Below are 23,401 nucleotides of genomic sequence, written 5' to 3'. Positions count from 1 at the left end.
ACCATACTGCGCTCAGACCTCACACATTCAAGGAGAGCAGCATGTCGAATTCCACTTTCGCCGAGACGTTCGCGCTGGCCGGCCGCAGCGTGCGCCGCATGGGCTATGGCGCGATGCAACTGGCCGGCCCGGGCGTATTCGGGCCGCCGAAGGATCGCGCGGCGGCGGTCGCGGTGCTGCGCGAGGCGCTGGCCGCGGGCGTCGACCATATCGACACGAGCGACTTTTACGGGCCGCACGTGACCAACCAGATCATCCGCGAGGCGCTGCATCCATATCCGGACGACCTCACGATCGTCACCAAGATCGGCGCGATCCGCGACGATAAAGGCGGCTGGCTGCCGGCCTTCGAGCCGGCGCAGATCGAGCGCGGCGTGCACGACAATCTGCGCAATCTCGGCCTCGATGTGCTCGACGTCGTCAACCTGCGGGTCATGGGCAGTATTCACGAACCGTCGGAAGGATCGATCGGCAAGGATGTCGAAGTGCTCGCCGGACTGCAGCAGCGCGGTCTGATCCGCCATATCGGGTTGAGCAACGTGACGGCCGCGCAGATCGCCGAAGCCCAGCGCGTGACCGACGTGGTCTGCGTGCAGAACCACTACAACCTCGTGCATCGCGACGACGACGCGTTGATCGACGACCTCGCGCGCCAGGGTATTGCGTACGTGCCGTTCTTTCCGCTCGGGGGCTTCACGCCGATCCAGTCGAGCTCGCTGTCCGACATCGCCGCGCGGCTGAAGGCCACGCCGATGCAGGTCGCGCTCGCGTGGCTGCTGCAACGCGCGCCGAATATCCTGCTGATTCCGGGCACGTCGAGCGTTCAGCATCTGCGCGAAAACCTGCAGGCCGCGCAGTTGACGCTTGGCGACGAGGTTCGCGCCGAACTGGACGCGATCGGCGGCGCGCGCTAGGGCCGGTAACGCAACGCGTCGATCAGCACCGCGAGCGCGCGCGAAGATTGGCGGCGGCTCGGGTAGTACAGGTGGTAGCCGGGGAACGTCGGGCACCAGTCGTTGAGCAGCGCCTTCAGCCGCCCCGCGGCGACATGCGGCAGTGCCAGCGCTTCGGGCACGTAGGCGAGGCCGCAGCCGGACAGGGCGGCGTCGAGCATCTGCTGCGTGCCGTTGCACACGAGTTGTCCATCGACCCGCACCTGCAGTTCGCGCCCGGCCTTTTCGAATTCCCACGCGTACAGACCGCCGTAGGTCGGTAGCCGCAAGTTGATGCAGTTGTGCTCCGTCAGATCCTGCGGCGTTTTGGGCCGTTTGCGCTTTACGAAGTACGTGGGCGCGCCGACCACCGCCATGCGCATATCGGGCGCGATGCGTACCGCGATCATGTCTTTCGCCACTTGATCGCCGAGGCGGATGCCGACGTCGTAGCGTTGCGCGACGATATCGGTCAGACCGTAATCCACCACCAGTTCGATCCGGATGTCCGGATAGCCGGGCAGCAGTTGCGCCAGCTTCGGTTGCAGCAGGCTGGTGGCCGCATATTCGTCGCTCGTGATGCGGATCGTGCCGGCCGGCTTGTCGCGCAACTCGCGCAATGCGGCGAGTTCTTCGTCGATTTCATCGAAGCGCGGTCCGACGGTCGTCAGCAGCCGCTCGCCGGCCGGCGTCGGGGCGACGCTGCGCGTCGTGCGGGTGAGCAGGCGCAGGCCGAGCCGCGTTTCGAGTCCGCGGATCGTGTGACTCAGTGCCGATTGCGACACGCCCAGTTGCGCGGCCGCTTTCGTGAAACTGCGCTCGCGCGCCACCGCGAGAAAAGCCAGCAGGTCGTTCAGATTGTCGCGTGCCATTCATGAATCCCGCTCATGGGTGTTTGCCGATTCTACCGTCTAGTCGCGACCGCGCGCAGCGCTTAAATTGGGCACTTCCCGCGAGCAAGCGGACATGGCGCACGGGTGGCGCCGTCCCGGTCGTGACGACCGCGCTCGCGAAACGAACGGGAAAAAAGGGAGAACAGCGCATGACGAACGTATCCGACACCGCACGCAAGGCGTTCGGCGATATCGCGCCGGCACTCGCGGACTACACCGACAAGGTGCTGTTCGGCGAGGTCTGGCAGCGTCCGGGGTTGTCTCCACGCGAGCGCAGTCTCGTGACGGTGGCCAGTCTCGTCGCGCTGTATCGCCAGAACGAATTGCCGTTTCATCTGGGCAAGGCGCTCGATAACGGCGTATCGCGCGACGAGCTGATCGAGTTGATCACGCATCTGGCGTTCTACTCGGGTTGGCCGACGGCCAGCACGGCGCTCGGCGTCGCGCGTCAGGTCTTCGCGGCACGGGACGCTTAAGCGGACGCACCGCGTTGCGTGATGTCGCACGCAAAATTCGAGTCAGGGAGAACGACGAATGGATTACCGGTATCTGGGCCGCAGCGCCCTCAAAGTGTCGCCGCTGTGTCTCGGCGCGATGATGTTCGGCGGCGAGACCGACGAAGCGACGTCGACGCGCATCATCGACAAGGCGTACGACCAGGGCATCAATTTCATCGATACGGCGGACGTGTATCACGCCGGCCGTTCGGAGGAGATCGTCGGCCGGGCGATTGCGTCGCGTCGCGACGATTGGGTCGTGGCCACCAAGTTCGGCTACCCCGCCAGCGCCGATGCCGGCCCCAACCGGCAGGGGCAGTCGCGCAAGTGGATCATGCAGTCCGTCGAAGCGAGCCTGAAGCGGCTCGGCACCGACTATATCGACGTGCTGTATTTTCATCGGGCGTTGACCGATGCGCCGCTCGAAGAGGGCGTGCGCGCGATCGGCGATCTGCTCCGGCAAGGCAAGATCCGCTACTACGGCGTGTCGAATTTTCGCGGCTGGCGTATCGCCGAAATCGTGCGTCTCGCGGATCAACTGGGTATCGACCGGCCGGTGGCGAGCGAGCCGCTGTACAACCTCGTGGACCGTACGGCGGAAGTCGAGCAGTTGCCCGCCGCGCATCATTACGGTCTTGGCGTGGTGCCCTACAGTCCGCTCGCGCGAGGCGTGCTGAGCGGCAAGTACGCGCTCGACGCGCCGCCGCCCGCCGACTCGCGCGCGGGCCGTGGCGACAAGCGGATCGCGCAGACCGAGTGGCGGCCCGAGTCGTTGCATATCGCGCGGACCATCGCCGATCACGCGGCACGGCGCGGCACGACCTCGATTGCGTTCGCGCTCGCCTGGGTGCTGAAAAACCGCTTGATCAGCAGCACGATTGCCGGTCCGCGCACCGAAGCGCAATGGGATGGGTATCGGGATGCACTGACGCTGCAACTGAACGCCGACGACGAGGCGCTGGTGGATGGTCTCGTTGCGCCTGGGCATGCATCGACGCCGGGCTATACGGACCCGGGCTATCCCGTCGAGGGACGGCGCGTGGTTTGAAGAACCACCTCACGCCGCCGTCGCAATGGTCTCCCGCGGGCGCCGTTTCAAGCTGACGGATCGTAGGTTTCGCTGAAATATGGTTGTAAGTCCTCCTTGCTAGCGTTAGCGTCAATGCGCCAACGGAGAGCGGCAAACCATGAATCATGCGCGTGCGTTGTGGCTCGTTCTGATGCTGTTCGTTACGACTCCCGCGTGGGCGTTCCAGGCGCGGGTCGTCGCCATTCCGAGCGCGGCGATGCACAAGACGCTCGAAGCGACGGTGGTGCTGCCCGATCAATACCGGCGCGGCAAGGCAAGCGACCGTTTTCCGGTCGTCTATCTCCTGCACGGCTCGGGCGGCGACTACACCGACTGGACCGCGAATTCGCATATCGGCAAACTCGCCGACCGTTATCACGTGATTCTGGTGATGCCGGACGGCGGTCACGAGAGCTGGTATATCGACAGTCCGGTCGATCCGCGCAGCCGCTATGAAACCTATGTGGGAACGGAAGTGGTCGGCTATATCGACGCGCATTTCCGCACCATCGCCACGCGCGAAGGCCGCGCGATCACCGGCTTGAGCATGGGCGGTTTCGGCGCGCTGCATATCGCCCTGGACCGGCCCGACGAATTCGGCGCGGCGGGCAGCATCAGCGGCGCGGTGGACCCGCGCGGCTGCGAGGACGAGCCGGGCATCGACGACGTATTCGGCGACCCGGCCCGGCACGCGGACTTCTGGAACAACGAGGCGATCGTGGCGAACGCCCGCACCTTCGGCAATGCGCATATCGCGTTGACGATCGATTGCGGGGTGAACGACTCGCTCGTGCAATCGAACCGGACGCTGCACGCGCGCCTGGTCGAACTCGGCGTGCCGCACGACTACGCGGAGCGGCCCGGCGGCCATACGTGGACTTACTGGTCCAATGCCGTGAAATACCAGGTGCTGTTTTTTGCCGGCGGCTTCCGCCGCAGCGGCAGCGTCGCGGCTTGAGCTCGCCAGCATGGTGGGAGCTCGCCAGCATGGCGGCCCGACTTCAAGCCGCGGCGTTTCTCATTCCGGCGCGACCTCGAACGGCGTTCAATCGATGCCGTGAAACACCGCATCGTCCGGGCCGAGATACACGGGCGGACGCCATGCGGCATCGCGCATCGAATGCTGGACCAGCTTCTCGACGCCCAGCAGGACCGCGAAAATCGCCATCCGCACCGGAATGCCGTTGTCCGTCTGGCGGAAAATCGCCAGCCGCGAATCGTGATTCAGATCCACGCTCAGATCGTTCGCGCCCGGCCGGCTGTCGCGCGGCAACGGGTGCATGATCAGCGTGTCGGGGCCGCAGACGCTGTCCATCAACGCCTGATTGATCTGGAAGTCGGGCGTATAGCCTTCGAACGATTCGTCGGTGAAGCGCTCTTTCTGGATACGCGTGGCGTACACCACGTCCGCGCCGCGCAGGCCGTTGCGCAGGTCGTGGGTCTGCTCGATCACATGACCGTTGCGCGAAATCTGTTCGATGATGTACGCCGGCATTTCCAGCATCGGCGGCGAGACCAGCGTGAACTTGATGCCGCGGTACAGCGCCAGCAGCTTGACCAGCGAGTGCACCGTGCGGCCGTACTTGAGGTCGCCGACCAGCGCGATGTGCGCGCCGTCGACGATCTTGCCCAGCCGCGAGAACTCGCGCTGGATCGTGTACAGGTCGAGCAGCGCCTGGCTCGGGTGCTCGCCGGGACCGTCGCCGCCGTTGATCACCGGCACGTTGGTGGCGCGCGCGAATTCGGCCACCGAGCCCTGCTCGGGGTGGCGGATCACGAGGGCGTCCACGTAGCCGCTCATCACGCGGCTGGTGTCGTAGATCGATTCGCCCTTGGCCATCGACGAAAACGTGAAGCCGGTCGTGTCGCACACCGAGCCGCCGAGCCGGCAGAACGCCGCGCCGAAGCTCACGCGGGTCCGCGTGCTGGCTTCGAAGAACAGATTGCCGAGCACCGCGCCCTCGAGCACGCGCGAGATTTTGCGGCGGCGCGCGATGGGCTGCATGATGTCGGCCACCCGGAACAGCGCTTCCACCGAATCGCGCGAGAACTGATCCACCGACAACAGCTGCGGCTTGCCCTCGAACAGCATCTGGCTGGCCAGCGACTGCGAATCTACGCTTTGCGTATGCTTGTCGCCGGGTTCGCCGTGCACGACGATTTCCGACACGAAGCGCTCGACGATCTCCGGCATGGCGCGCGATTCCTGCGAGTCGTCCGGCAGCAGCCAGGTGTCCAGCGCCCGTTTCGACACGCCGATACGGCTTGCGAACGTGTCGCGGGTCATGTTCAGACGACGCATCGCGTCGCGGAGGAAGGCTTGTTGCGGGACGCTCATGAGGGCACCTGTCGGGGAAAGAGAAGCGGGCGAAAGTGGAACTAACCCGGATCTCGAATGTACGCGGTGCGTATATTAGTTTCCCTGCGGCGGAAGTCAAGCAATTTTGCGATGCGCTTTGCCACGCCGCGCCCCGCGCGGTTACACTGCGCTTCATGCTTACCGGCCCCACGCTCCGACCCCGTTCGTCGAACTGCTCGTCCAGTCACTCGCAGACCTGCGTGTGGACGCGTTCGCCGGCGCGCTTCGTGGGCGCCAAAGCCAAAAAACAACCGCTCATCTGACCGGAGCGCGTTGTTCCGTCGTCAGATGTGCGACGGAACAGCGGTCAGTCCTCCCGGCCCCTCCTGTTTTCTCCCTCGCACCGCTGCACGGAATCGATACGGTCGTCATCGAGGTAGAGACATGTCTATTTTTTCGGGTATCTGGATTCCATTGATCACGCCGTTCGCCGATGGCGCGGTCGATCACGCCGCGTTGCGCGCGCTGGTGCGCCGCTATGCGGGCGCGGGCGTCGCCGGGCTGGTCGCGCTCGGCACCACCGGCGAGCCGGCCGCGCTCGACGACGCTGAACAGGACGCCGTGCTGGCGACGATCCTCGACGAGACTCGGGCGCTGGCGGAGGTTCGGGCCCATTCTCAGACGCAGTCCGCCGCAACGCAGGGCGGCCCGTTGCCGGTACTCGTCGGCGTATCGGGCAATCACACCGCGAGCATGCTGACGCGAATCGCGGCGCTGAACCGGCTGCCGATCGCCGGTGTGCTGATGGCCGCGCCGTACTACATCCGGCCGTCGCAGGCAGGCATCGTCGGGCATTTCACCGCGCTGGCCGACGCCAGCGACAAGCCGGTCGTGCTGTACGACATTCCGTACCGCACCGGCGTGCGGCTCGAACTGGACACGCTGCTGACGCTCGCCGCGCATCCGCGGATCCAGGCGGTGAAGGATTGCGCCGGCTCGCTCGACACCACGCTCGCGCTGATTCGCGATGGCCGTTTGCAGGTGCTGACCGGTGAGGACGTGCAGATTTTCAACACCTTGTGCCTGGGGGGAAGCGGGGCGATCGCGGCGTCCGCGCACGTGAGGCCGGAGCGTTTCGTTGCGCTGTACCGGGCGTTGAAGGCAGGGCGGCTGGACGAGGGGCGCCGTCTGTTTCATGCGCTCGCGCCGTTGATTCAGGCCTTGTTCGCCGAACCGAATCCGGCGCCGGTGAAGGCGCTGCTGGCCGCGCAAGGTGTGCTGCGCGACGAGTTGCGCATGCCGATGACGCGCGCCAGTGCATCGCTGGTCGAGCGTCTGGTGAAGCTGGATGCGGCGTTTGACGAAGTGGCGTTGCCCGAGCAGCGGGAGGCTGGGCAGCCGGCCTGAAAGTCGATGGTGCGACGGGCGAGGCGCCCACCCCCGCGCCTCGTCACTTGATCAGATTGCTCCCGGCAAGGTCTGCCGCTGCGTCGTTCCATCGTGCCCGAGCACTTCGTTGCGCGCCGTCTCCAGCGCTTCGCGCTCGACGCGCGCGAGCCGTGCATGAGCAAGCCGGTCGATCGCACCACGGTCGAGCGTGGCCAGCATGTCGCGTTCGACGACCAGCAGTTTGAAGGCCAGCGCGATCAGTCCGCACGCCAGCAGCAGATCGCCCGCGAACACCACCGCGTACAGCGCCGAGGTGGTTTGCGGATTGCCCAGCAGCAGCGATAGATTGGTGCGGTCGAGCAGCACCAGCATGACCGGCACGATCGCGTTGAGCATCGCGATCACGCTGCCGATCACCACGATCAGCCGCGCGGGACCGAGTTCCGGCCGCTGCCGGCGGCACACTTCATACAGCGTCGCGGCGCGGCACGGCAGAAAGAACAGCGTGAGCAGGACCGCGCGCAACAGCATCGGCACGCGGAACAGCAGCGCGCCGCCGTACAGCGCGCAGAACATCGCCGAGATCGCCAGCCCGGTGCGCCAGTGCGTGGATTCGCCGAACAGGTCGCGCGTGCCGCTCCAGATCAGCAGACGGCTTTGCAACGCGAGCGTCGCGGTGGCGAGCAGCAGCCAGTCAGTGCGCCAGCTGAGGTGCAGTGCGAAACAGGCGGACGACGCGGCCAGCAGATAGAAACCGATAGCCCAGAAGCGGAACGCGGCGACCCGCGCGAACATGCGTGATAAAGCGGTGGTAATGAGGGCGCAGCAAAGAAACGTGATCAACCACAGTGAAGTGAACGTCGCTACGTCGAATTTCATGAAATCTCCAGCCCCTGAACTGCTTGTTGTGCTTCATTCGTACAACGACGTCCCGTGCGGGAGCGGCATCACGCGGTCACCATCCGGTTCTTGAGCAGGTCGCCGAAATCGTCGGCGCTAAGCGGTTTGCCGAGCAGGAAGCCTTGCATCTCGTCGCACATCATGCCCTTGAGCATGTCGAGTTGCGATTCCGTTTCGACGCCCTCGGCGACCACGTCCATCTCCAGCGAATGCGCGAGCGCGATGATCGCCGACACGATCGCGCTGCCTTCCGGCCCGTGCTCGTCGAGGCCATTGGTGAAGAAGCGGTCGATCTTCAACTGCTTGACGCGAAAACGCTGCAGGTACGCGAGGCTCGAATAGCCGGTGCCGAAATCGTCGATCGCGATCTCGAAGCCGCTCGCCTGGAACTCGCGGATCATCTCGATGGTTTTCGGCGCGTCCTGCATCGCGACCGTTTCGGTGATCTCGAACATGATCTGGTCGCAGGCCACGCCTTCGGACTTGACGATCTCCAGCACGGTCGCGACGAGGTTCGGCTGCGTGAGTTGGCGCGGCGAGAGGTTGATCGCCACCTTCATCGACGGCAAGCCTTGCGAGACCCACTCGCGAATCTGGCGGCACGCCTCGCGCACGACCCAGTAGCCGATCTGCACGATCTGCCCCGAGCGCTCGGCGATCGGGATGAATTCGAGCGGCGCGAGCGAACCGAGTTGCGGATGATTCAGACGGATCAGCGCTTCGGCGCCCACCAGCCTGTCGTCGCCGCCATGAAACTTCGGCTGGAAGTGCAGCGAAAAGTGACCGGCGGCGAGCGCGTCGTGCAGCGCATTCTGGATCTGCAGCGTGCGCGTGACGGCTTCGTTCATGCTCTGCTCGAAGAAGCGGTACGTACTGCGGCCCGCGCGCTTGGCTTCGTACATGGCCGCGTCCGCATGCTTCAGCAGTTCGTCGACGCTGTCGCCATCGAACGGATAGATCGCGATGCCGATGCTCGGCATCACCTGCAACGGCTGCTCGTCGCGCCATTCGCCGTGACGCATGCGCTCCAGTACGCTCTCGGCCAGCTTGCCGGCGTCTTCGCGCGAAGCGAGGTTTTCCGCCAGCACCACGAATTCGTCGCCGCCCAGCCGCGCGACGGTATCGCTCGAACGCACGCATTGCTGCAGACGTTCGGCGAATGCGGTCAGCACCTGATCGCCCGCCGAGTGGCCGAGCGAATCGTTGATGGTCTTGAAGCCGTCGAGGTCCATGAAGAGGATCGCGAACAGCGAGCGTTGCCGGCGCGAAACCTGAATGGTCCGTTCGATGCGCTCGGTCAGCGTGCTGCGGTTCGGCAGACCGGTCAGCGTATCGATGGTGGCGAGCCGCACGATCTGGCCGTTCAGCTTCGAGACCGCGCCGGCCAGAAAGGTGGTGCGTGCATCGAAGCGCGACAGGATCAGCGTGACGATCAGGATCGCGAACGTAAGCAGGATCACCGAGGTGGCGAGCCATGCGGCGTTCACGCCGTTGGCCGCGCCGCAGATCGCGCCGGGCAGGATATCGGCGGCTGCCATGCCGGTGTAGTGCATGCCGCTGATCGCGACGCCCATCACCAGCGCCGCGCCGACGCGCTTGTGCACCACGTGGCTCGCGCCTTCGTCGCTGAGCGCGCGCGCCATCCACAGCGCGGCGGTCGATGCGCCGACCGCGATCACCAGCGAGCCCGCGAACCAGGCCGGCTGATAGTGGATCTCCGGCGACATCTGCATCGCGGCCATGCCGGTGTAGTGCATGCCGGCGATGCCGCAGCCCATCACGCTGCCGCCGGCCAGCAGGCGGGTCGCCGTGAGGCGTTCGAGCGTGGTCAGGTAGAGCGCCAGATACGACGCGCCGATCGCGAGGCCGAGCGAGCAGGCGGTGGTGGCGAGGTCGTAGCCGAGCGGAATCGGCAGCGAGAAAGCCAGCATCGCGACGAAGTGCATCGACCAGATGCCGACGCCGAGTGCGGCGGCGCCGCCCAGGCGCCATGCGTGGCGCAGACGCGTCGACGCCAGCAGGAAGATGCGGCCGGTCAGATCGAGCGCGGTGTACGACGCGAGCGTCGCGACCACGAACGAAATGCCGACCAGCCAAAAATTGTATGAGCTCTGCATGTTAAGTCCAACCGCTGCGAAGGAAGCGGCTGAACTAGTTATCGACAGTTCACGGCGTTTATTTAATTGATTTTCAATATGTTAGGGATTGGAAACGGCGATGGTGCAAGCGTGTCAAGCAGGCGAGTCATGGTGAACTGGGTTGGTTTGGATCGAGCATGAACGCGCAGTGGCTGGTGCTCGTTTGATGCGCGTTTAGTGCTCGGTTGTGCGTTGTGTCTCGACATAAACGAGCTATAATGAGCAACAACGCGCGATATAGCTCAATCGAGCGGACATTGTCCGGCCAACCGGCGGGTTCGCGGCGCGCCACTGACCATTTACCGGAATCAGGAGATATTTCCTTGAACGATCTCATCCAGGACGCCTACGCGGTCCTTCTCCCCGCGTTCGGCGGACTCGAACTCGACGACGCCGTGCTGCGCCATCTCGATCGCGGCGGCGTGTCCGTGCTGCTCGGCGAAAGCCGCGACGAGTACGTTGCGCGCGCAATGAGCGACGAACGGCGCGCGAACGAGTCGGCCGCGCAATTCAACGATGTCGTCGAGCGTGCGCGCCGGCAAGCCGGCGGCGGCGTGATCGTCGCGATCGATCAGGAACTGGCCGGCATCCAGCGGCTGCATCGGCTCGCGCCCGCGCTGCCCGGCTTCGATACCGCGCGCGGCCTGTCCGCGGACGACATCGCGCAACGTTGCGCCGAAGTCGCGCGGGCGGCGCGCGGTCTCGGCGTCAATCTGTTTCTCGCGCCGATCGTCGACGTGGTGAGCGGCATCAACCCGTGGCTCGAACGGCGTAACCTGGGCGTCGATCCGCACGAGGTGAGCCGGATCGCGAGCGCGTTCGTGCGTGGCGTGCAGTCGGCGGGCGTGGCCGCGACGGCCAAGCATTTCCCCGGCCATCCGGTGACCGGGCTCGACCCGGCGCTGCACGAAGCGATCGTGAGCGCGACGCTGGACGAGTTGCAGCCGGGCCTCGGCGTGTTTCGCGAGGTGATCGGCGCGGGCGTCAAGGCCGTGATGACCGGCCCCGCGCTGGTGCCGGCATTCGACAGCGAAGCGCCGTCGAGCACGTCGCGCGGCACGGTCGCGTTCCTGCGCGAGCATCTGGGCTTCGACGGCCTCGTGATCTCCGACGATCTCGACGCGCCAGGTATCCTGCGCGGGCGCACGGTCGAGGCGGTGGCGGTGGCATCGCTCGCGGCGGGCTGCGATCTTCTGCTCGTGTCGAGCCAGGCGGGGCTCGACACGATCGCGCGTACCGTGGTCGAAGCCGTGGAGCGCGGCGCGCTTGCCGCCGATCGACTCGCGGAGGCGGCGCGCCGGGTGCGGACCTTGGCGCGCGAACTGGAGGGTGGGCATGAGACCGGGGTTGACGCCGGCACGCATGTCCACGCCAACCGCAACCCTGGCGAGCAATCGTCATGAGCGAACTTCTGCGCGATGCGCACGCGGTGCTGTTCCCTGTTCTTGAAACGCTGGAGTTCAACGACCCCATCCGCCGCTTTCTCGACCACGGCGGCAAGAGTCTGCTGTTCGGCGAGACGGGCGAGGAGTACGTGACGGGACGCATGAGCGATGCGCGGCTCGCACGCGAGACGCCCGACGCCTGGCATCGCGCGATCGAATCGGCGACTGCGCGCGCGGGCAAGCTGATCCTGGCGGCCGATGCCGACATCGCCGCCGTGCATCGTTTGCAAGGCGTGGCCGCGCCGTTGCCCGCTCGCGAGGCCGCGCAACGCCTGTCGCCGGCGGAGCTGGAGCAGGTCTGCTTCGAGGCGGCGCGGGGCGTGGTTGCCGCCGGGATCAACCTGGTGCTGTCGCCCACCGCCGATGTGCTGACGGGCCGCAACGCATGGCTCGAAGGCCGCACGCTGGCCGACGATGCGCAGACCGCCGCGCGGATGGTTCGCTCGTACGTGCGCGCCGCGCATCGCGCGGGTCTCCGGACTACGCTGAAGCATTTCCCTGAGCATCCCGTTCTGCAAGGTCACCTATCGCAGGACGACGCGACGGTCGCCTTATCGCTGGATGAATTACGGGCGCAGTGGGCCGCGTTCGAGGCCGGCATCGACGAAGGCGTCAGTGCGGTGATGATGGGACCGGCGCGCTTCGACGCGTTGGTGCCGGCAACGGCGGGGTCGTTATCGCGCGAGTTGATCGGGATACTGCGCGGCGACTTGAAGTTCGGCGGCCTCGTGATGACCTGCGATCTCGATCACAGGTCGACGCTCGGCGATCGCTCGCTTGCTGACACCGCTATCGCGGCACTCGTAGCGGGCGCCGATCTGCTATTGCTGTCGCCGAAGGCGGTGCCGCATCTAGCCGAGGTGGCGAGGGCGATCGTGGCGGCGGTCGAGAGCGGGGTGTTGGATCGCGCGCGTCTCGATGCGGCTACGCACGCGGTGCGGAAACTGGCCGGATAAGCGAGCGGGGGAGGACGCCGGCAGTCGCGCTCGTTGTCGAATCAAGCGGCGTGCCGGCCTTCAATCACTGGCGCGGCGAGGCAAGGCGAGGCGAGGCGACAAGCACCTGCACGCCTTGCGCGGCAAACGCATCGACCTGCTGCGCCGGCGCGTCGTTCTCCACGACGAGCGTCGAGATCGCCTCCACGCTCGCGACGCCGTGCGTGGCGACGCTCAGCAACTTTTCATTGACCACGGCGACCGCGACGGCGCCGCTGCGTGCGAGCACCGCGCGCTTGAACGACGCGTCTTCGAGACTGAAGGCCGTCAATCCTTCCTGCGCGTCGATCGCGCAGGCGCCGAGAAAGGCGAGGTCGAACGACAGCCGTTGAATGGCCTCGACCGCCAGCACGCCGACCGTCCCGCCGAGCGTCTTATCGATCTGCCCGCCGAGTGCGATCAGGCTCACGTTGTCTTTATCGAGCAGCGCGGCCGCGATGACCGGCGAGTTGGTCACGACCGTCAGCTTGCGTTGCGCGGGAATGGCGCGCGCGATGGCCAGGTTGGTGCTGCCGGTGTCCAGAAACACGCACTGTCCGTCGCCGAGCAGCGTCACCGCAGCGGTGGCGAGCGCGTCCTTGCGTTCCGGCGCAAGTTCCGTTCGATGCTGCAGACTGCCGCCGTCGGGCGGGATGGCGACCGCACCGCCGTAGACCCTGCGGCATGCCCCGGCCTTCGCGAGATCCGTCAGGTCGCGGCGAATCGTATGTTCCGATACCTCGAACCGGGCGGACAACTCCGCGGCGAATACCTTGCCCTTCGACGCGAGCAGCGAGCGGATGATCTGCTGACGTTCGTCGGGCAGGGCCTCGTAAGTCAGCATGGGCGACTCCTGTGAACGAACCTGACTGAGTGATACCGCGCATTCTAGAGCACGGGGGTACGGAAGCACGTCAGCCTTCGCCGCCCCACAGCATGGTCGACTGGTCGCCGGTCATGTACTCGCGTATTTCGTGCGGCAACGACGGATCGTCGGGCCGCAGCACGGTCGCCGCGCGCAGATGTTTCTTGCGGATCGACCCGCGCTCGACGAAACCCAGCGCAAGGCGCGTGGAAAACGGCTGCCGGAACGACGACGACGCGACACCGGTGACCACGCCGTACAGATAGCGGATAGGGCGCCGATGTTGCGGCGTGAGCACGGAGAACGTCATCTCGTTCTTCTGCCGGCCCTCGAAGTCGATCATGAAGATCCGGTCGCCGAGCAGAAAGCAGAAGCCGTGATAGGTGAACGAATAGGCGACCTTGTTGGTGCTGTCCTGCAACGGAAAACGTTCGACCGTCACGTAGCGCACGGTCGAATCGTGTTCGTAGAGGCAGGTGACCGAGCGCAGGATGCGCCCTTTGTAGATCGACGAGTTGTGATAGCGGTAATAGACGCCGAGAAAATCCTGCAGCGGCGCGCTGGACGATTTGATCAGCGGCAGGAAGCGCACCAGTTGCGGCGCGGACTTCAGATCCACCGGCAACTCGTATTCGAGTCCTTCATAGAAGCTGCGAAATTCCGCCGGCGGCAGAAACAGATCGGCCGGTTCCATCAGAAAGAACTTGGCGATCTTCAACAGGACTTTCTGCGAAGGCACGTGATAGCCGGCGAGGTACTTGTTGAACTGTTGCCGATTGACATTGAGCTTTCGGCAGAAGTCCGCGACCGAATCGAACGAGGCCACCAGCAAGGACAGATTGGCGGTGAGATGGGCGAGGTCGTTCTGTCGATCCATGTCTGTAAGCGAAGAAAAGCGTCGGTCGATGCCGATCGTTGAACAGGGCGTTGCGCGAGCAAAGCGGCCAGGCAAAATCGCCGGATGGTACGCGTCCGGCGACGCGCTGCCAACTGGTGAAAACCTGCTGGAACCCCGCAACGTGAAGTACGAAAAGCCGCTACCTGCCTATGCTTTTCGCGTTGATTCAGTGTACTGCTTTCCGTGCGTCACAGTGCGTCTCGTTTGCGCGATCTGCGAAATTGAGCGCATTTTTTTAGCGGCGAATACTCCATTCCCATGACGGGTTTCTATCGAGGCAAGGCTATGGAAGTGGATACGAGTCGCGGACTGAATGCGGCGCCGAATTTCGGCGCCGCGAGTGGCCGCGCAAAGTCGCAGGCGCCCCGGCGAAAACGGCGTATGAATCCCGCGCTCGTCACGTTGACGCCGAGCATCGTCGTGCTGACGATCGCGGTCTATGTGTTTATCGGCTGGTCGGTGCTGATCTCGTTCACCAATTCGAAGTTCGCGCCGAATTACGACTTCGTCGGACTCGCGCAGTACGTGCGGCTGTGGAACTCCGACCGCTGGAACGTGGCCGTGGTGAACCTCGGTCTTTTTTCGGCGGCGTTCATGGTGATCTCGCTGGCGATCGGTTTGCTGCTGGCGATTTTCCTCGATCAGAAAGTGCGCGCCGAAGGCACGCTGCGAATGATCTATCTGTATCCGATGGCCGTGTCGCTGATCGTGACCGGTACCGCGTGGAAGTGGATTCTGAATCCCGGCCTCGGACTGGAGGCGCTGTTTCACGACATCGGCCTGACCGGCGTGCACGTGAACTGGCTGATCGATCCGCAGATGGCCGTGTACACGCTGGTGATCGCGGCCGTATGGCAAACGGCCGGCTTCGTGATGGCGATCTTTCTGGCGGGTCTGCGCGGCGTGGACGGCGAAATCGTCAAGGCGGCGCAGATGGAAGGCGCAGGCGCTTTTCGCATCTACGCGACGATCGTGATTCCGATGCTGAGGTCGTCCGTGTTCAGCGTGATCGTCATTCTGATCTATCAGGCGGTGCGTTCGTTCGATCTGGTCGTGGCGCTGACCAACGGCGGCCCCGGTTTTTCGAGCGATCTGCCGACCACCTTCATGTACAACCTCACCTTCAGCCGTGGGCAGCTCGCGCAGGGCGCGGCCAGTTCCGTGATGATTCTGCTAGTGGTGGTGGCCGTGATCGTTCCGTATCTCTACTCGGAGTTCAAGCGTGAGCACCACGATAGCCTCTAATCTCGCCCACCGTCCGGCGCGTCCGCGCAATGCGCGCCGGCGTCTTGCCAGGGTGCTCGGCCGCTGCGTGCTCTACGCGGTGCTGATCGGCTTCGCCGCGTTCTTCATCATGCCGCTGGTCGTGATGATCTTCGCGTCGCTGAAGGACATGGCGGACATCCGCTCCACGTCGATTCTCTCCATTCCGCTGCGGCCGACCTTCCAGCCCTGGGTGGATGCGTGGCAGAACGCCTGCGTGGGCGTCGATTGCGTCGGGCTGCGCGGCTTCTACATCAATACGGTCTGGATGGTCGTGCCGGCGGTCGTGCTGTCGGCGCTGATCGGCGCGCTCAACGGCTACGCGCTGACCAAATTCAACTTCAGGGGCTCGCGGTTCGTCTACGCGATCATTCTGTTCGGCAGCTTCACGCCGTATCAGGCCGTGCTGATTCCGCTCGCGAAGACGCTGGGCACCTTGGGGCTGTCGGGCAGTATCGCGGGACTCGTGCTCGTGCATACCGTGTACGGGTTGCCGTTCACCACGATGTTCTTCCGCAATTACTTCATGACGGTGCCGCAGGATCTGATCAAGGCCGCCCGCGTCGACGGCGCGGGATTCTGGACCACCTTCATTCATATCGTGCTGCCGCTCTCGGTGCCGATGATCGTGGTCACCGTGATCTGGCAATTCACCGGTATCTGGAACGACTTCCTGTTCGGCGTCTCGTTCACGAGCGGACAGAACACGCCGATCATGGTCGCGCTCAACAACATGGTCAGCGCGAGCGCGGGCGAGCGTCCTTACGACGTGCACATGGCGGCGGCGCTGCTGGCGGCGCTGCCGACCCTGGTCATTTATGTGCTGGCGGGTAAATATTTTGTGCGCGGGCTGATGGCCGGCGCGGTCAAGGGGTAATGATGGCTTCTCTGCATATCCGGGACGTTCGAAAGAACTATGGCAACGTGGCCTGTCTGAAGGCCATCAATATCGATGCCGACGACGGCGAGTTTCTCGTGCTGCTCGGGCCGTCCGGCTGCGGCAAGTCGACCTTGCTGAATGCGATCGCCGGACTCGAACCGGTGTCGGACGGCGAGATCGTGATCGACGGCACGGTGGTGAACGACGTCGAATCGGCGAAACGCGACATCGCGATGGTGTTTCAGTCGTACGCGCTCTATCCGACCATGACGGTGCGCAAGAACCTGACGTTCGGCATGCGCGTGCGCGGCGTGCCGAAGCACGAGCAGGAAGCCGCCGTCGAACGCGTGGCGGCGATCCTGCAACTGGATCAACTGCTCGACCGCAAGCCGAGCCAGCTGTCGGGCGGTCAACGGCAACGCGTGGCGATGGGTCGGGCGATGGTCCGCGAGCCGAAGATCTTTCTGTTCGACGAACCGCTGTCGAATCTGGACGCGAAGCTGCGTACCGACATGCGCGCGGAAATCAAGAAGCTGCACCAGCGCGTGGGCACCACCACGGTCTACGTGACCCACGATCAGATCGAAGCGATGACGCTCGCCACGAGAATCGTGGTGATGAAGGGCGGCGAGGTTCAACAGATCGGCACGCCCGAGGATGTCTACGACCGGCCGAGCAATCTGTTCGTCGCGCGTTTCATCGGCTCGCCCGCGATGAATTGCCTGAGAGGCCGATTGCAGGGCGATGGCGCCGCGGCATCCTTCGTCGGCGGGCAGGACCGGAAGCAGCCGTTGAAGATCGCGCTCGGCGCGTTGTCGCCGGGGCAGCAGCGTTATATCGGGCGGGACATCGTGCTCGGCATCCGGCCGGAATGGTTCGCGCTCGCCGAACATGCCGACGCGTTCGATGCGACCGTCGATGTCGTCGAACCGACCGGCGCGGACAACTTCGTCCTCGTGTCGGCAGCGGGCGAGTCGATCATGACCCGCTTCGCGCCGGGTGTCGGACGAGCCGGCGAGTCCGTGCGCCTGAGTGCGAACGCGGCCAAGGCCTTGATCTTCGACGCGGTGACCGAACAGCGCGTGCCCTGACCGGCAACGGCGGGAACGTCAAAAGCACAAGAACCCGAAAGACGCCGCCACGATACCTGAGAGCACGCTGTCCAGGAGGGCATCCCATGTCGGACGGTCCGACGCTGCCTGTACAATGATCGCGCAGTCACTGCGCAATACCCGCGTCGGCTGTACAAGGATTGGATGCCCTCTTTCGAAATGAAAAGAACCGTGTCGATGAAGGACGTCGCGCTGGCTGCGGGCGTTTCGCAGCCCGCCGTCTCCTACGCTTATAACAAACCGTCCGAGATCTCCGAAGCTCAGCGCGAGCACATTCTGAAGGTCGCCAAAAAGCTCGGCTATCCGGGGCCGAACGTCCGCGGAGGCAGCTTGCGATCGGGCCGCGTCGGCGCGATCGGCCTGATGATTTCCGACGAGCTGCCGTACGCATTCGTCGACCCGTCCACCACGGGTTTGCTGCGCGGTATCGGTGAAATCGGCGAGCTGGCGAACGTCGCGCTCGCACTTTTCCCCTTGCAGAAAGACCTCGCCAATCATCCGGCGGAACCGGGCAGCGTCAGTCTCGCCGTGCGCGGGTTCGTCGACGGTCTGATCATCTACAACCTGCCCGACGACTATCCGGTCATCGAGATGGCGCGCAAGCAGAACATTCCCTTTGTCGTGGTGGACGCGCCGATTATCGAAGGCACGCCGTTCGTCGGTATCGACGACTTCGGTTCGGGCGTCATGCAGATGGAACATCTGCTCGAACTCGGGCACAGGAAGATCGGCATCATTGCCGACCGTCTGCGGCCCGATGGCCTGCGAGGCGAAGTGACGCGCGAGCGTTTCCAGCAATCGACGGAAAACGTGGTCCGGGCTCGCCTGGAGGGTTATCTGAAAGCGGGGCACGCGGCGGGCGTCGAATTCGAGGATCTGGTGATCATCGAAGCCGGTGGATTCGATTACGCGCACGGCGATTGGGCGGCCGCGCAGATGCTCGCGCACAAAGGTTTGACGGCGGTCGCCGCCACCTCCGACGTCATGGCGCTGTCGTTTCTCAAGATCGCCGCCGAACGGCAGGTGGCCGTTCCCGCGCAGTTCTCCGTGATCGGTTTCGACGATATACCCGAAGCCGCCGGCGCCAATCTCACCACGATCCGGCAACCGTTGATCGAGAAAGGCCGAAACGCCGCGCGCGTGTTGACCGAGTTGCTGAACAATCCGCCGGCGAGGAAATCCGCGGTGCCCCGAGTCGTACTGCCCACGGAACTCGTGGTGCGGGCGACGACGCAAGCGATTCAGCCGCGCAGAAAGAAACGCGCTTGATCAATTGAACATGCCGACGGAGCATCGCTCGCGCCGGCATGAGAGGGTGGAACCGACCCGGTGGGGCGTTAATGCGTCGTCAACTCAAACCCTGCGCGACCCGCATCGCATTCGCGGCAATCGTCAACGCGGGATTCACCGCGGCCGACGAAGGAAACCACGAACTATCCACGATCCACGCGTTGTCCACATCGTGCAGCTTGCAGTTGGTGTCGAGCACGCTCTTCGCCGGGTCCGTGCCCATCAACGCGGTACCGCACTGGTGCGAATTGGTCGCAATGCCCATGCGCTTCGTGAAGACGAACGGATAACCGGCCTTGCGCATCATGCCGACGGTCTTCTTCACGAGTTCTTCATGCGCCCGCAGATTGTTGGGACGCCAGCGCACCTGAATGCGGCCTTGTTCGGCGTTGAAGGTCACGCGGTTCTGCGGATCGGGCAGATCTTCGCTCGTCAGATAAAGATCGACGCTGTGATCGGTGATGTAACGCGAGACCGCCTTCGGTAGCCACGGCGCCATGCCCGTCACCATCGGCTCGCGAATCTTGCCGAGCATCTGGACGTTGCCGAGCGGAAAGCCGCTCCACTTCGACGCGAGATACCAGTCGTTGACGGCGAGCGTCTTCTGGAAGAACACGTCGTTCACGCGGCGCGGGTCCACGGCAAGCATGAAGGTACTGTTGTGCACCATATAGTTGCGGCCGAGAAGACCGGAACTATTGCCAATCCCTTGCGCGTGCTGCCGGTCCGCCGAGCGCAGCAGCAGCGCCGACGAATTGACTGCCCCGCAGGCGAGCACGAAGCGGTTGGCCTTGATGCGAACGGGCATGCCGTCTCGCGTGCCGTGCGCTTCCTCGATTCGTGTGCCGTCGGACGACATGACGAGTCGATCGATCTTCGTGCGCACCATCAAACGCGCGCGGCCGCTGCCGACGGCCGGGCGCAAGGCGGACACTTCCGCGTCCGCTTTCGCATCGACCATGCAGGGATAACCGTCGCAGGTCGAACACAGCACGCACGGGCGGCCTTCGCCGTAGTCGACGGCGGCCGGCATCGCGAATGGACGCAAACCTTGCGCGCGCATCGACGCATGCAGCTTATGCAGCGCCGGGTCGTGTTCGAGCGGCGGGAACGGATACTCGCCCGAGCGCCAGGGCTCGGTCGGATCGCTGCCGCGCTGGCCGTGCACTTTGTACAAACGCTCGGCGGCGGCGTAGAAGGGTTCCATCTCCGCATACGTGATCGGCCATGCCGGCGATACGCCTTCCGCGTGTTCGATCGCGCCGAAATCGGCCTCGCGAAAACGCGGCAGCATCGCGCCGAACACCTTCGTGTTACCGCCGACGTAGTAGAAGACGCCCGGCGAAAACGGCTTGCCGCTATCGTCGATCCAGTGCTCGGCGTTGCGATAGCGGCCGTCGCCGAATACCGACTGGGTCGTCCAGTTCTGGATTTCCCGCGGCAGGAAATCGCCTCGCTCGACGATCAGCACGTCGAGGTCCTTGCCGGCAAGACTATGGGCGAATGTGGAGCCGCCCATGCCCGAGCCGAGGATCACCACGTCGCACGTCATCGTGCCATCGGCGCCGGGAACGACCGTGTGCACTTCGCGCCGGAGAACCGGCGCGTAGGCATCGAGGTCGGACGCAGCGCGATGAACTATCGTTGCATCGCTCATACTGCCTCTTCGTCTTACAGATGTTGTTCCGATTGGCGGAACTGCGTGTACTCGTCCTGACGTTCGTCGGTAATGTACGCCGGGATCGGGAAATCCCACCATCCCGGTACCCACGGACCCGCCGCGTCACGATCGGTCGGTACTTCGATCAGTACCGGCGCGTTGCTGTCGAGCGCTTCCTGCAGGATCGGTTCGAGTTCGTCGTTGCTGTTCACGCGGAACGACTTCAGACCGAATGCCTTACCGAGTGCTTCGAAATCCGGCGAGTAGGGCGTGCCGTCCGGATGATTGAACTCGGTGCCGATATGGCGGCTCGTCTGCTTGCGTTGACCGCCGCGAATCGACATATAGCCTGCGTTGTTCTGCACGATGAACACCACCGGAATATTGTTCGTCACGCAGATGGCGATTTCCTGCGAGGTCATCAGGAAGTCGCCGTCGCCCAGAATGCAGACCACCGGCCGATGCGGCGCCGCGAGTTTCGCGCCGATCGCGGCGGGCACGGCCCAACCCATCGACGAGAATCCGCCCGACGTGAGGTGCGTGCGCGGTTCGTAGACGGGGAAGGTCTGCTTGACCGCGCCCTGGGTATTGCCCGAACCCACCACCACGATCGTGTCGCGCGGGAAAATCTTGCGCAGCGCACCGAGCGGACGTTGCGACGTGAACGGGAAACGGTCCGAGTCGCGCCGCGTGGAGAGCTTCGCTTCCCACTCCGCCTTGTAGCCGGCAACCTGGTCGAGGTATTCGGCGCGCTCGGGCGTGTCGTTCTTCAACGCATCGACAATATGCGCGAGTGCATGTTTCGCGTCCGCGACGATACCCACGGCGACCGGATAGTTCTTGCCGATCTCGTGCGGGTCGATATCGATGTGAATCAGGCGGCCCGGCGGAATCGAGAAGGTCACACCCTTCGCGTAGCTCGACGACGACCAGTCGGTGAAGCGACAACCCACGGCGAGGATCACGTCGGCGGTGGACGCGACCTTGTTGCCGCACAGCGTGCCGGTCTGGCCGACACTGCCCGCGAACAGCGCGTGATCTTCGGGAAAGCCGCTCTTGCCGTTCCACGTCGTGACCACCGGGATCTGCCATTTTTCGGCGAGCGCGAGTACTTCCGCCGAAGCTTCGCCGGTAATCACGCCGCCGCCGATCACGATGACCGGTCGCTTCGCGCTGCGCAACACGTCGGCTGCCTTGCTCACCGCGGCCGGATCGGGGAACACCTTGCCGACCGGCACGCGTTCCTCCAGTTCGTGCAGGGTCACTTCCGCGGCTTCGGCCTGGGTGTCCATCGGAATCTCGACATGCACCGGACCGGGGCGGCCCGTCACCATCGCGCTGAACGCGCGGTGCATGACGAACGGCAATTCCTCGACGCGCTGCACGACCCAGTGACGCTTCGACACCGCTTCGGCGATCTTGGGGAAGTCGTTGTCGGTGTAACGCTCCAGCTCCTGCAGCAGGCCGTGGCCGCGCATATGCGTGGGCGGCCCGCCGGTGATCAGCATCACGCTGGTCGAATCGGTGAAGGCGGTGGCCATGCCGATCACCGTGTTGCTCGCGCCCGCGCCGATCGACGTGACTGCCGCCATCGGTTTGCCGGCTACGCGGTAGTAGCCGTCCGCGAGGTGGACCGCGCTTTGTTCATGGAACACCTGAATGAAACGGATTTCCGAATCCTTCTCGAGAAATGCGTCGGTGAGCGTCCAGATGCCGTGACCGGGAATACCGGCCACGTATTCGACGCCGTAGTTCTTTAACGTCTGCGCGACGATTTGACTGCCTGTGAGCTTTGCCATGACTGGATCCTGCAAAGGTGAGATAAATAGCCGCGTGGCGTGCTGCCGACACGCGGCGTTCTGCGTTTTCGCCGCAATGGGCGAGAGATAAAGCGAATGAAAAGCGCGCTCAGCGGCGCGCGGCCCACTGAAGACCCTGCAAGGTCAGCCGCCGCACGTTGGGGTCCGACAGATTGCCGACGTCGTGGCCGATCGAGTGATAGAACACACGGCCTTCGCCCCACTGCCTGACCCATGCGACCGGACTTTTGTTGCCCTTGAGCCATGGGAACGGATTGCCGTCGAAGGTGGTTTCGGCGAGCACGTGATTGTTCGGATCGACCTGCATGTAGTACTGCTCCGAACGGACTTCGAAGTCTTCCACGCCTTGCACGACCGGATGCGTGCGGTCCGTCAGATTGACCCGGTACGGATGCGGATAGCCTTCGCCCGCCGGATGTTCGACGAACGATCCGCCCAGCACCATGTGATAGCGCAGACTCGCGCGGAACGCCGCGCCCGCGCCGTGCCATGCGGCAAGCCCCGTGCCGTTCTCGATCGCTTCGAGCAGACGGTTTTCCTGCGACGTGGTCAGCGTTTCCGTCGTCACCGCGTTGTTCCAGCCGATCACGATCAGGTCGAACTGGGTGAGGTCGCGGTCCAGCGTGAAGATGTCCGTCGATTGCTCGACTTCCCAGTCGAGCTCCGAAAACAGTTCGCGCGTCCAGGCGGCAACCTCGTACGGGAAGTGTCCGGGCCAGCCGCCATAGAGATGCAGCACGCGTGTCATGTGAAAACTCCTGTGAGGGTCAAATAAGCTTATACGTATAAGTTCGTCAATGCTGGGACTTCAAATTCGTCGTGTCAAGTGGGTTGACGCCTGGGTTTCGAGCCGATTTCGGGTTGGCGTCGAAGTTCAACGCACAGCGACGCAAACAGTGCGTCAGAGGGCGTCACTTCGAGCGCGGGTGCGAAATTGCCTTCGATCGAAGCGGCGACGAGAATGGATTCGTCCAGTTGAAGATTGGCCGGAATGTGCGCTGTGTCGCGTTTCGCTTGGCGCATGCCGGGTCATGCCGGCGGCGCGGCACGGCATCCAGAAATGTCTTTGGAGATCAG

Annotated in this window: 22 protein-coding genes; 12 read left to right on the top strand and 10 right to left on the bottom strand. The window is 64.3% G+C overall.

Annotated elements, in window-relative coordinates; all coding sequences use genetic code 11:
• Positions 1-41 precede the first annotated feature (41 nt).
• Positions 42-914 (top strand): aldo/keto reductase family oxidoreductase, encoded by an 873-nt coding sequence (locus LFL96_RS22750; protein ID WP_281002955.1) that lies wholly within the window; start codon positions 42-44, stop codon positions 912-914.
• Here LFL96_RS22750 and LFL96_RS22745 read toward each other — a convergent pair.
• Positions 911-1,804, bottom strand: a complete 894-nt coding sequence (locus tag LFL96_RS22745; RefSeq protein WP_281002954.1) for a LysR family transcriptional regulator — start codon at positions 1,802-1,804, stop codon at positions 911-913. The genes LFL96_RS22750 and LFL96_RS22745 overlap by 4 nt on opposite strands.
• Before the next feature lie 170 nt (positions 1,805-1,974).
• On the opposite strand from LFL96_RS22745, the gene LFL96_RS22740 reads away from it, so the two are divergent.
• The 3 genes from LFL96_RS22740 to LFL96_RS22730 all read left to right on the top strand — a co-directional run bounded on the left by LFL96_RS22740 (position 1,975) and on the right by LFL96_RS22730 (position 4,349).
• Complete coding sequence (locus LFL96_RS22740) at positions 1,975-2,301, top strand: carboxymuconolactone decarboxylase family protein (protein WP_281002953.1); 327 nt, start codon at positions 1,975-1,977, stop codon at positions 2,299-2,301.
• A 58-nt stretch (positions 2,302-2,359) separates the two neighbouring features.
• Positions 2,360-3,370 carry an aldo/keto reductase gene (locus tag LFL96_RS22735; protein WP_281002952.1) on the top strand — a complete coding sequence of 337 codons (1,011 nt, stop codon included), beginning with the start codon at positions 2,360-2,362 and terminating at the stop codon, positions 3,368-3,370.
• Positions 3,371-3,509: 139 nt separating this feature from the next.
• Positions 3,510-4,349, top strand: coding sequence for an alpha/beta hydrolase family protein (locus LFL96_RS22730; protein ID WP_281002951.1), 840 nt, complete (start codon positions 3,510-3,512; stop codon positions 4,347-4,349).
• 87 nt (positions 4,350-4,436) lie between these two features.
• Here LFL96_RS22730 and LFL96_RS22725 read toward each other — a convergent pair whose 3' ends face one another.
• Positions 4,437-5,729 carry an aspartate carbamoyltransferase gene (locus tag LFL96_RS22725; RefSeq protein WP_281002950.1) on the bottom strand — a complete coding sequence of 431 codons (1,293 nt, stop codon included), beginning with the start codon at positions 5,727-5,729 and terminating at the stop codon, positions 4,437-4,439.
• Positions 5,730-6,134: 405 nt separating this feature from the next.
• Here LFL96_RS22725 and dapA point away from each other — a divergent pair, with 405 nt between their 5' ends.
• Positions 6,135-7,097 (top strand): 4-hydroxy-tetrahydrodipicolinate synthase, encoded by a 963-nt coding sequence (gene dapA, locus LFL96_RS22720; protein WP_281002949.1) that lies wholly within the window; start codon positions 6,135-6,137, stop codon positions 7,095-7,097.
• A 51-nt stretch (positions 7,098-7,148) separates the two neighbouring features.
• On the opposite strand, the gene LFL96_RS22715 is transcribed toward dapA, so the two are convergent.
• Both LFL96_RS22715 and LFL96_RS22710 read right to left on the bottom strand, forming a co-directional pair.
• Positions 7,149-7,958: a hypothetical protein gene (locus LFL96_RS22715; protein ID WP_281002948.1), complete on the bottom strand. Its 810-nt coding sequence runs from the start codon at positions 7,956-7,958 to the stop codon at positions 7,149-7,151.
• A gap of 68 nt (positions 7,959-8,026) precedes the next feature.
• Positions 8,027-10,096 carry an EAL domain-containing protein gene (locus tag LFL96_RS22710; protein WP_281002947.1) on the bottom strand — a complete coding sequence of 690 codons (2,070 nt, stop codon included), beginning with the start codon at positions 10,094-10,096 and terminating at the stop codon, positions 8,027-8,029.
• A gap of 344 nt (positions 10,097-10,440) precedes the next feature.
• Here LFL96_RS22710 and LFL96_RS22705 point away from each other — a divergent pair, with 344 nt between their 5' ends.
• On the top strand, positions 10,441-11,520 hold the full coding sequence (locus tag LFL96_RS22705; protein WP_281002946.1) for a glycoside hydrolase family 3 N-terminal domain-containing protein: 1,080 nt from the start codon (positions 10,441-10,443) through the stop codon (positions 11,518-11,520).
• Positions 11,517-12,518 (top strand): glycoside hydrolase family 3 N-terminal domain-containing protein, encoded by a 1,002-nt coding sequence (locus tag LFL96_RS22700; protein ID WP_281002945.1) that lies wholly within the window; start codon positions 11,517-11,519, stop codon positions 12,516-12,518. Before LFL96_RS22705 ends, LFL96_RS22700 begins: the two co-directional genes overlap by 4 nt.
• Before the next feature lie 64 nt (positions 12,519-12,582).
• Here LFL96_RS22700 and LFL96_RS22695 read toward each other — a convergent pair whose 3' ends face one another.
• Together LFL96_RS22695 and LFL96_RS22690 are read right to left on the bottom strand one after the other, a co-directional pair.
• Positions 12,583-13,380 carry a DeoR/GlpR family DNA-binding transcription regulator gene (locus LFL96_RS22695; protein ID WP_281002944.1) on the bottom strand — a complete coding sequence of 266 codons (798 nt, stop codon included), beginning with the start codon at positions 13,378-13,380 and terminating at the stop codon, positions 12,583-12,585.
• Between the two features lie 70 nt (positions 13,381-13,450).
• Positions 13,451-14,278, bottom strand: a complete 828-nt coding sequence (locus LFL96_RS22690) for a helix-turn-helix transcriptional regulator (protein WP_281002943.1) — start codon at positions 14,276-14,278, stop codon at positions 13,451-13,453.
• Between the two features lie 28 nt (positions 14,279-14,306).
• On the opposite strand from LFL96_RS22690, the gene LFL96_RS22685 reads away from it, so the two are divergent.
• The 5 genes from LFL96_RS22685 (at position 14,307) to LFL96_RS22665 (ending at position 18,823) form a co-directional block, all read left to right on the top strand.
• Positions 14,307-14,561: a hypothetical protein gene (locus tag LFL96_RS22685; protein WP_281002942.1), complete on the top strand. Its 255-nt coding sequence runs from the start codon at positions 14,307-14,309 to the stop codon at positions 14,559-14,561.
• A 119-nt stretch (positions 14,562-14,680) separates the two neighbouring features.
• A complete protein-coding gene (locus LFL96_RS22680) occupies positions 14,681-15,544 on the top strand; it encodes a sugar ABC transporter permease (protein ID WP_281002941.1) in 864 nt (287 codons plus the stop codon).
• Positions 15,545-15,653: 109 nt separating this feature from the next.
• The gene (locus LFL96_RS22675; RefSeq protein ID WP_281003837.1) at positions 15,654-16,439 is read left to right on the top strand and encodes a carbohydrate ABC transporter permease; all 786 of its coding nucleotides are present in this window, start codon (positions 15,654-15,656) and stop codon (positions 16,437-16,439) included.
• Between the two features lie 2 nt (positions 16,440-16,441).
• Positions 16,442-17,533, top strand: coding sequence for a sn-glycerol-3-phosphate ABC transporter ATP-binding protein UgpC (gene ugpC / locus LFL96_RS22670; protein ID WP_281002940.1), 1,092 nt, complete (start codon positions 16,442-16,444; stop codon positions 17,531-17,533).
• 165 nt (positions 17,534-17,698) lie between these two features.
• Entirely contained in the window at positions 17,699-18,823 is a 1,125-nt protein-coding gene (locus LFL96_RS22665) for a LacI family DNA-binding transcriptional regulator (protein WP_281002939.1), read from the top strand.
• 79 nt (positions 18,824-18,902) lie between these two features.
• Here LFL96_RS22665 and LFL96_RS22660 read toward each other — a convergent pair whose 3' ends face one another.
• From LFL96_RS22660 to LFL96_RS22645, 4 genes are all read right to left on the bottom strand, one after another.
• Positions 18,903-20,501 (bottom strand): GMC family oxidoreductase, encoded by a 1,599-nt coding sequence (locus LFL96_RS22660; RefSeq protein ID WP_281002938.1) that lies wholly within the window; start codon positions 20,499-20,501, stop codon positions 18,903-18,905.
• A 14-nt stretch (positions 20,502-20,515) separates the two neighbouring features.
• Entirely contained in the window at positions 20,516-22,303 is a 1,788-nt protein-coding gene (locus tag LFL96_RS22655) for a thiamine pyrophosphate-binding protein (RefSeq protein ID WP_281002937.1), read from the bottom strand.
• A gap of 109 nt (positions 22,304-22,412) precedes the next feature.
• The gene (locus LFL96_RS22650) at positions 22,413-23,072 is read right to left on the bottom strand and encodes a ThuA domain-containing protein (protein WP_281002936.1); all 660 of its coding nucleotides are present in this window, start codon (positions 23,070-23,072) and stop codon (positions 22,413-22,415) included.
• A gap of 74 nt (positions 23,073-23,146) precedes the next feature.
• Positions 23,147-23,347, bottom strand: coding sequence for a hypothetical protein (locus tag LFL96_RS22645; RefSeq protein ID WP_281002935.1), 201 nt, complete (start codon positions 23,345-23,347; stop codon positions 23,147-23,149).
• Between the last annotated feature and the right edge of the window lie 54 nt (positions 23,348-23,401).

The organism is Paraburkholderia sp. D15 (assembly GCF_029910215.1).
In the GTDB taxonomy this organism is placed as follows: domain Bacteria; phylum Pseudomonadota; class Gammaproteobacteria; order Burkholderiales; family Burkholderiaceae; genus Paraburkholderia.
Note: the sequence above shows the minus strand (reverse complement) of the source record. Positions and strands in the feature narration are given on the sequence as shown.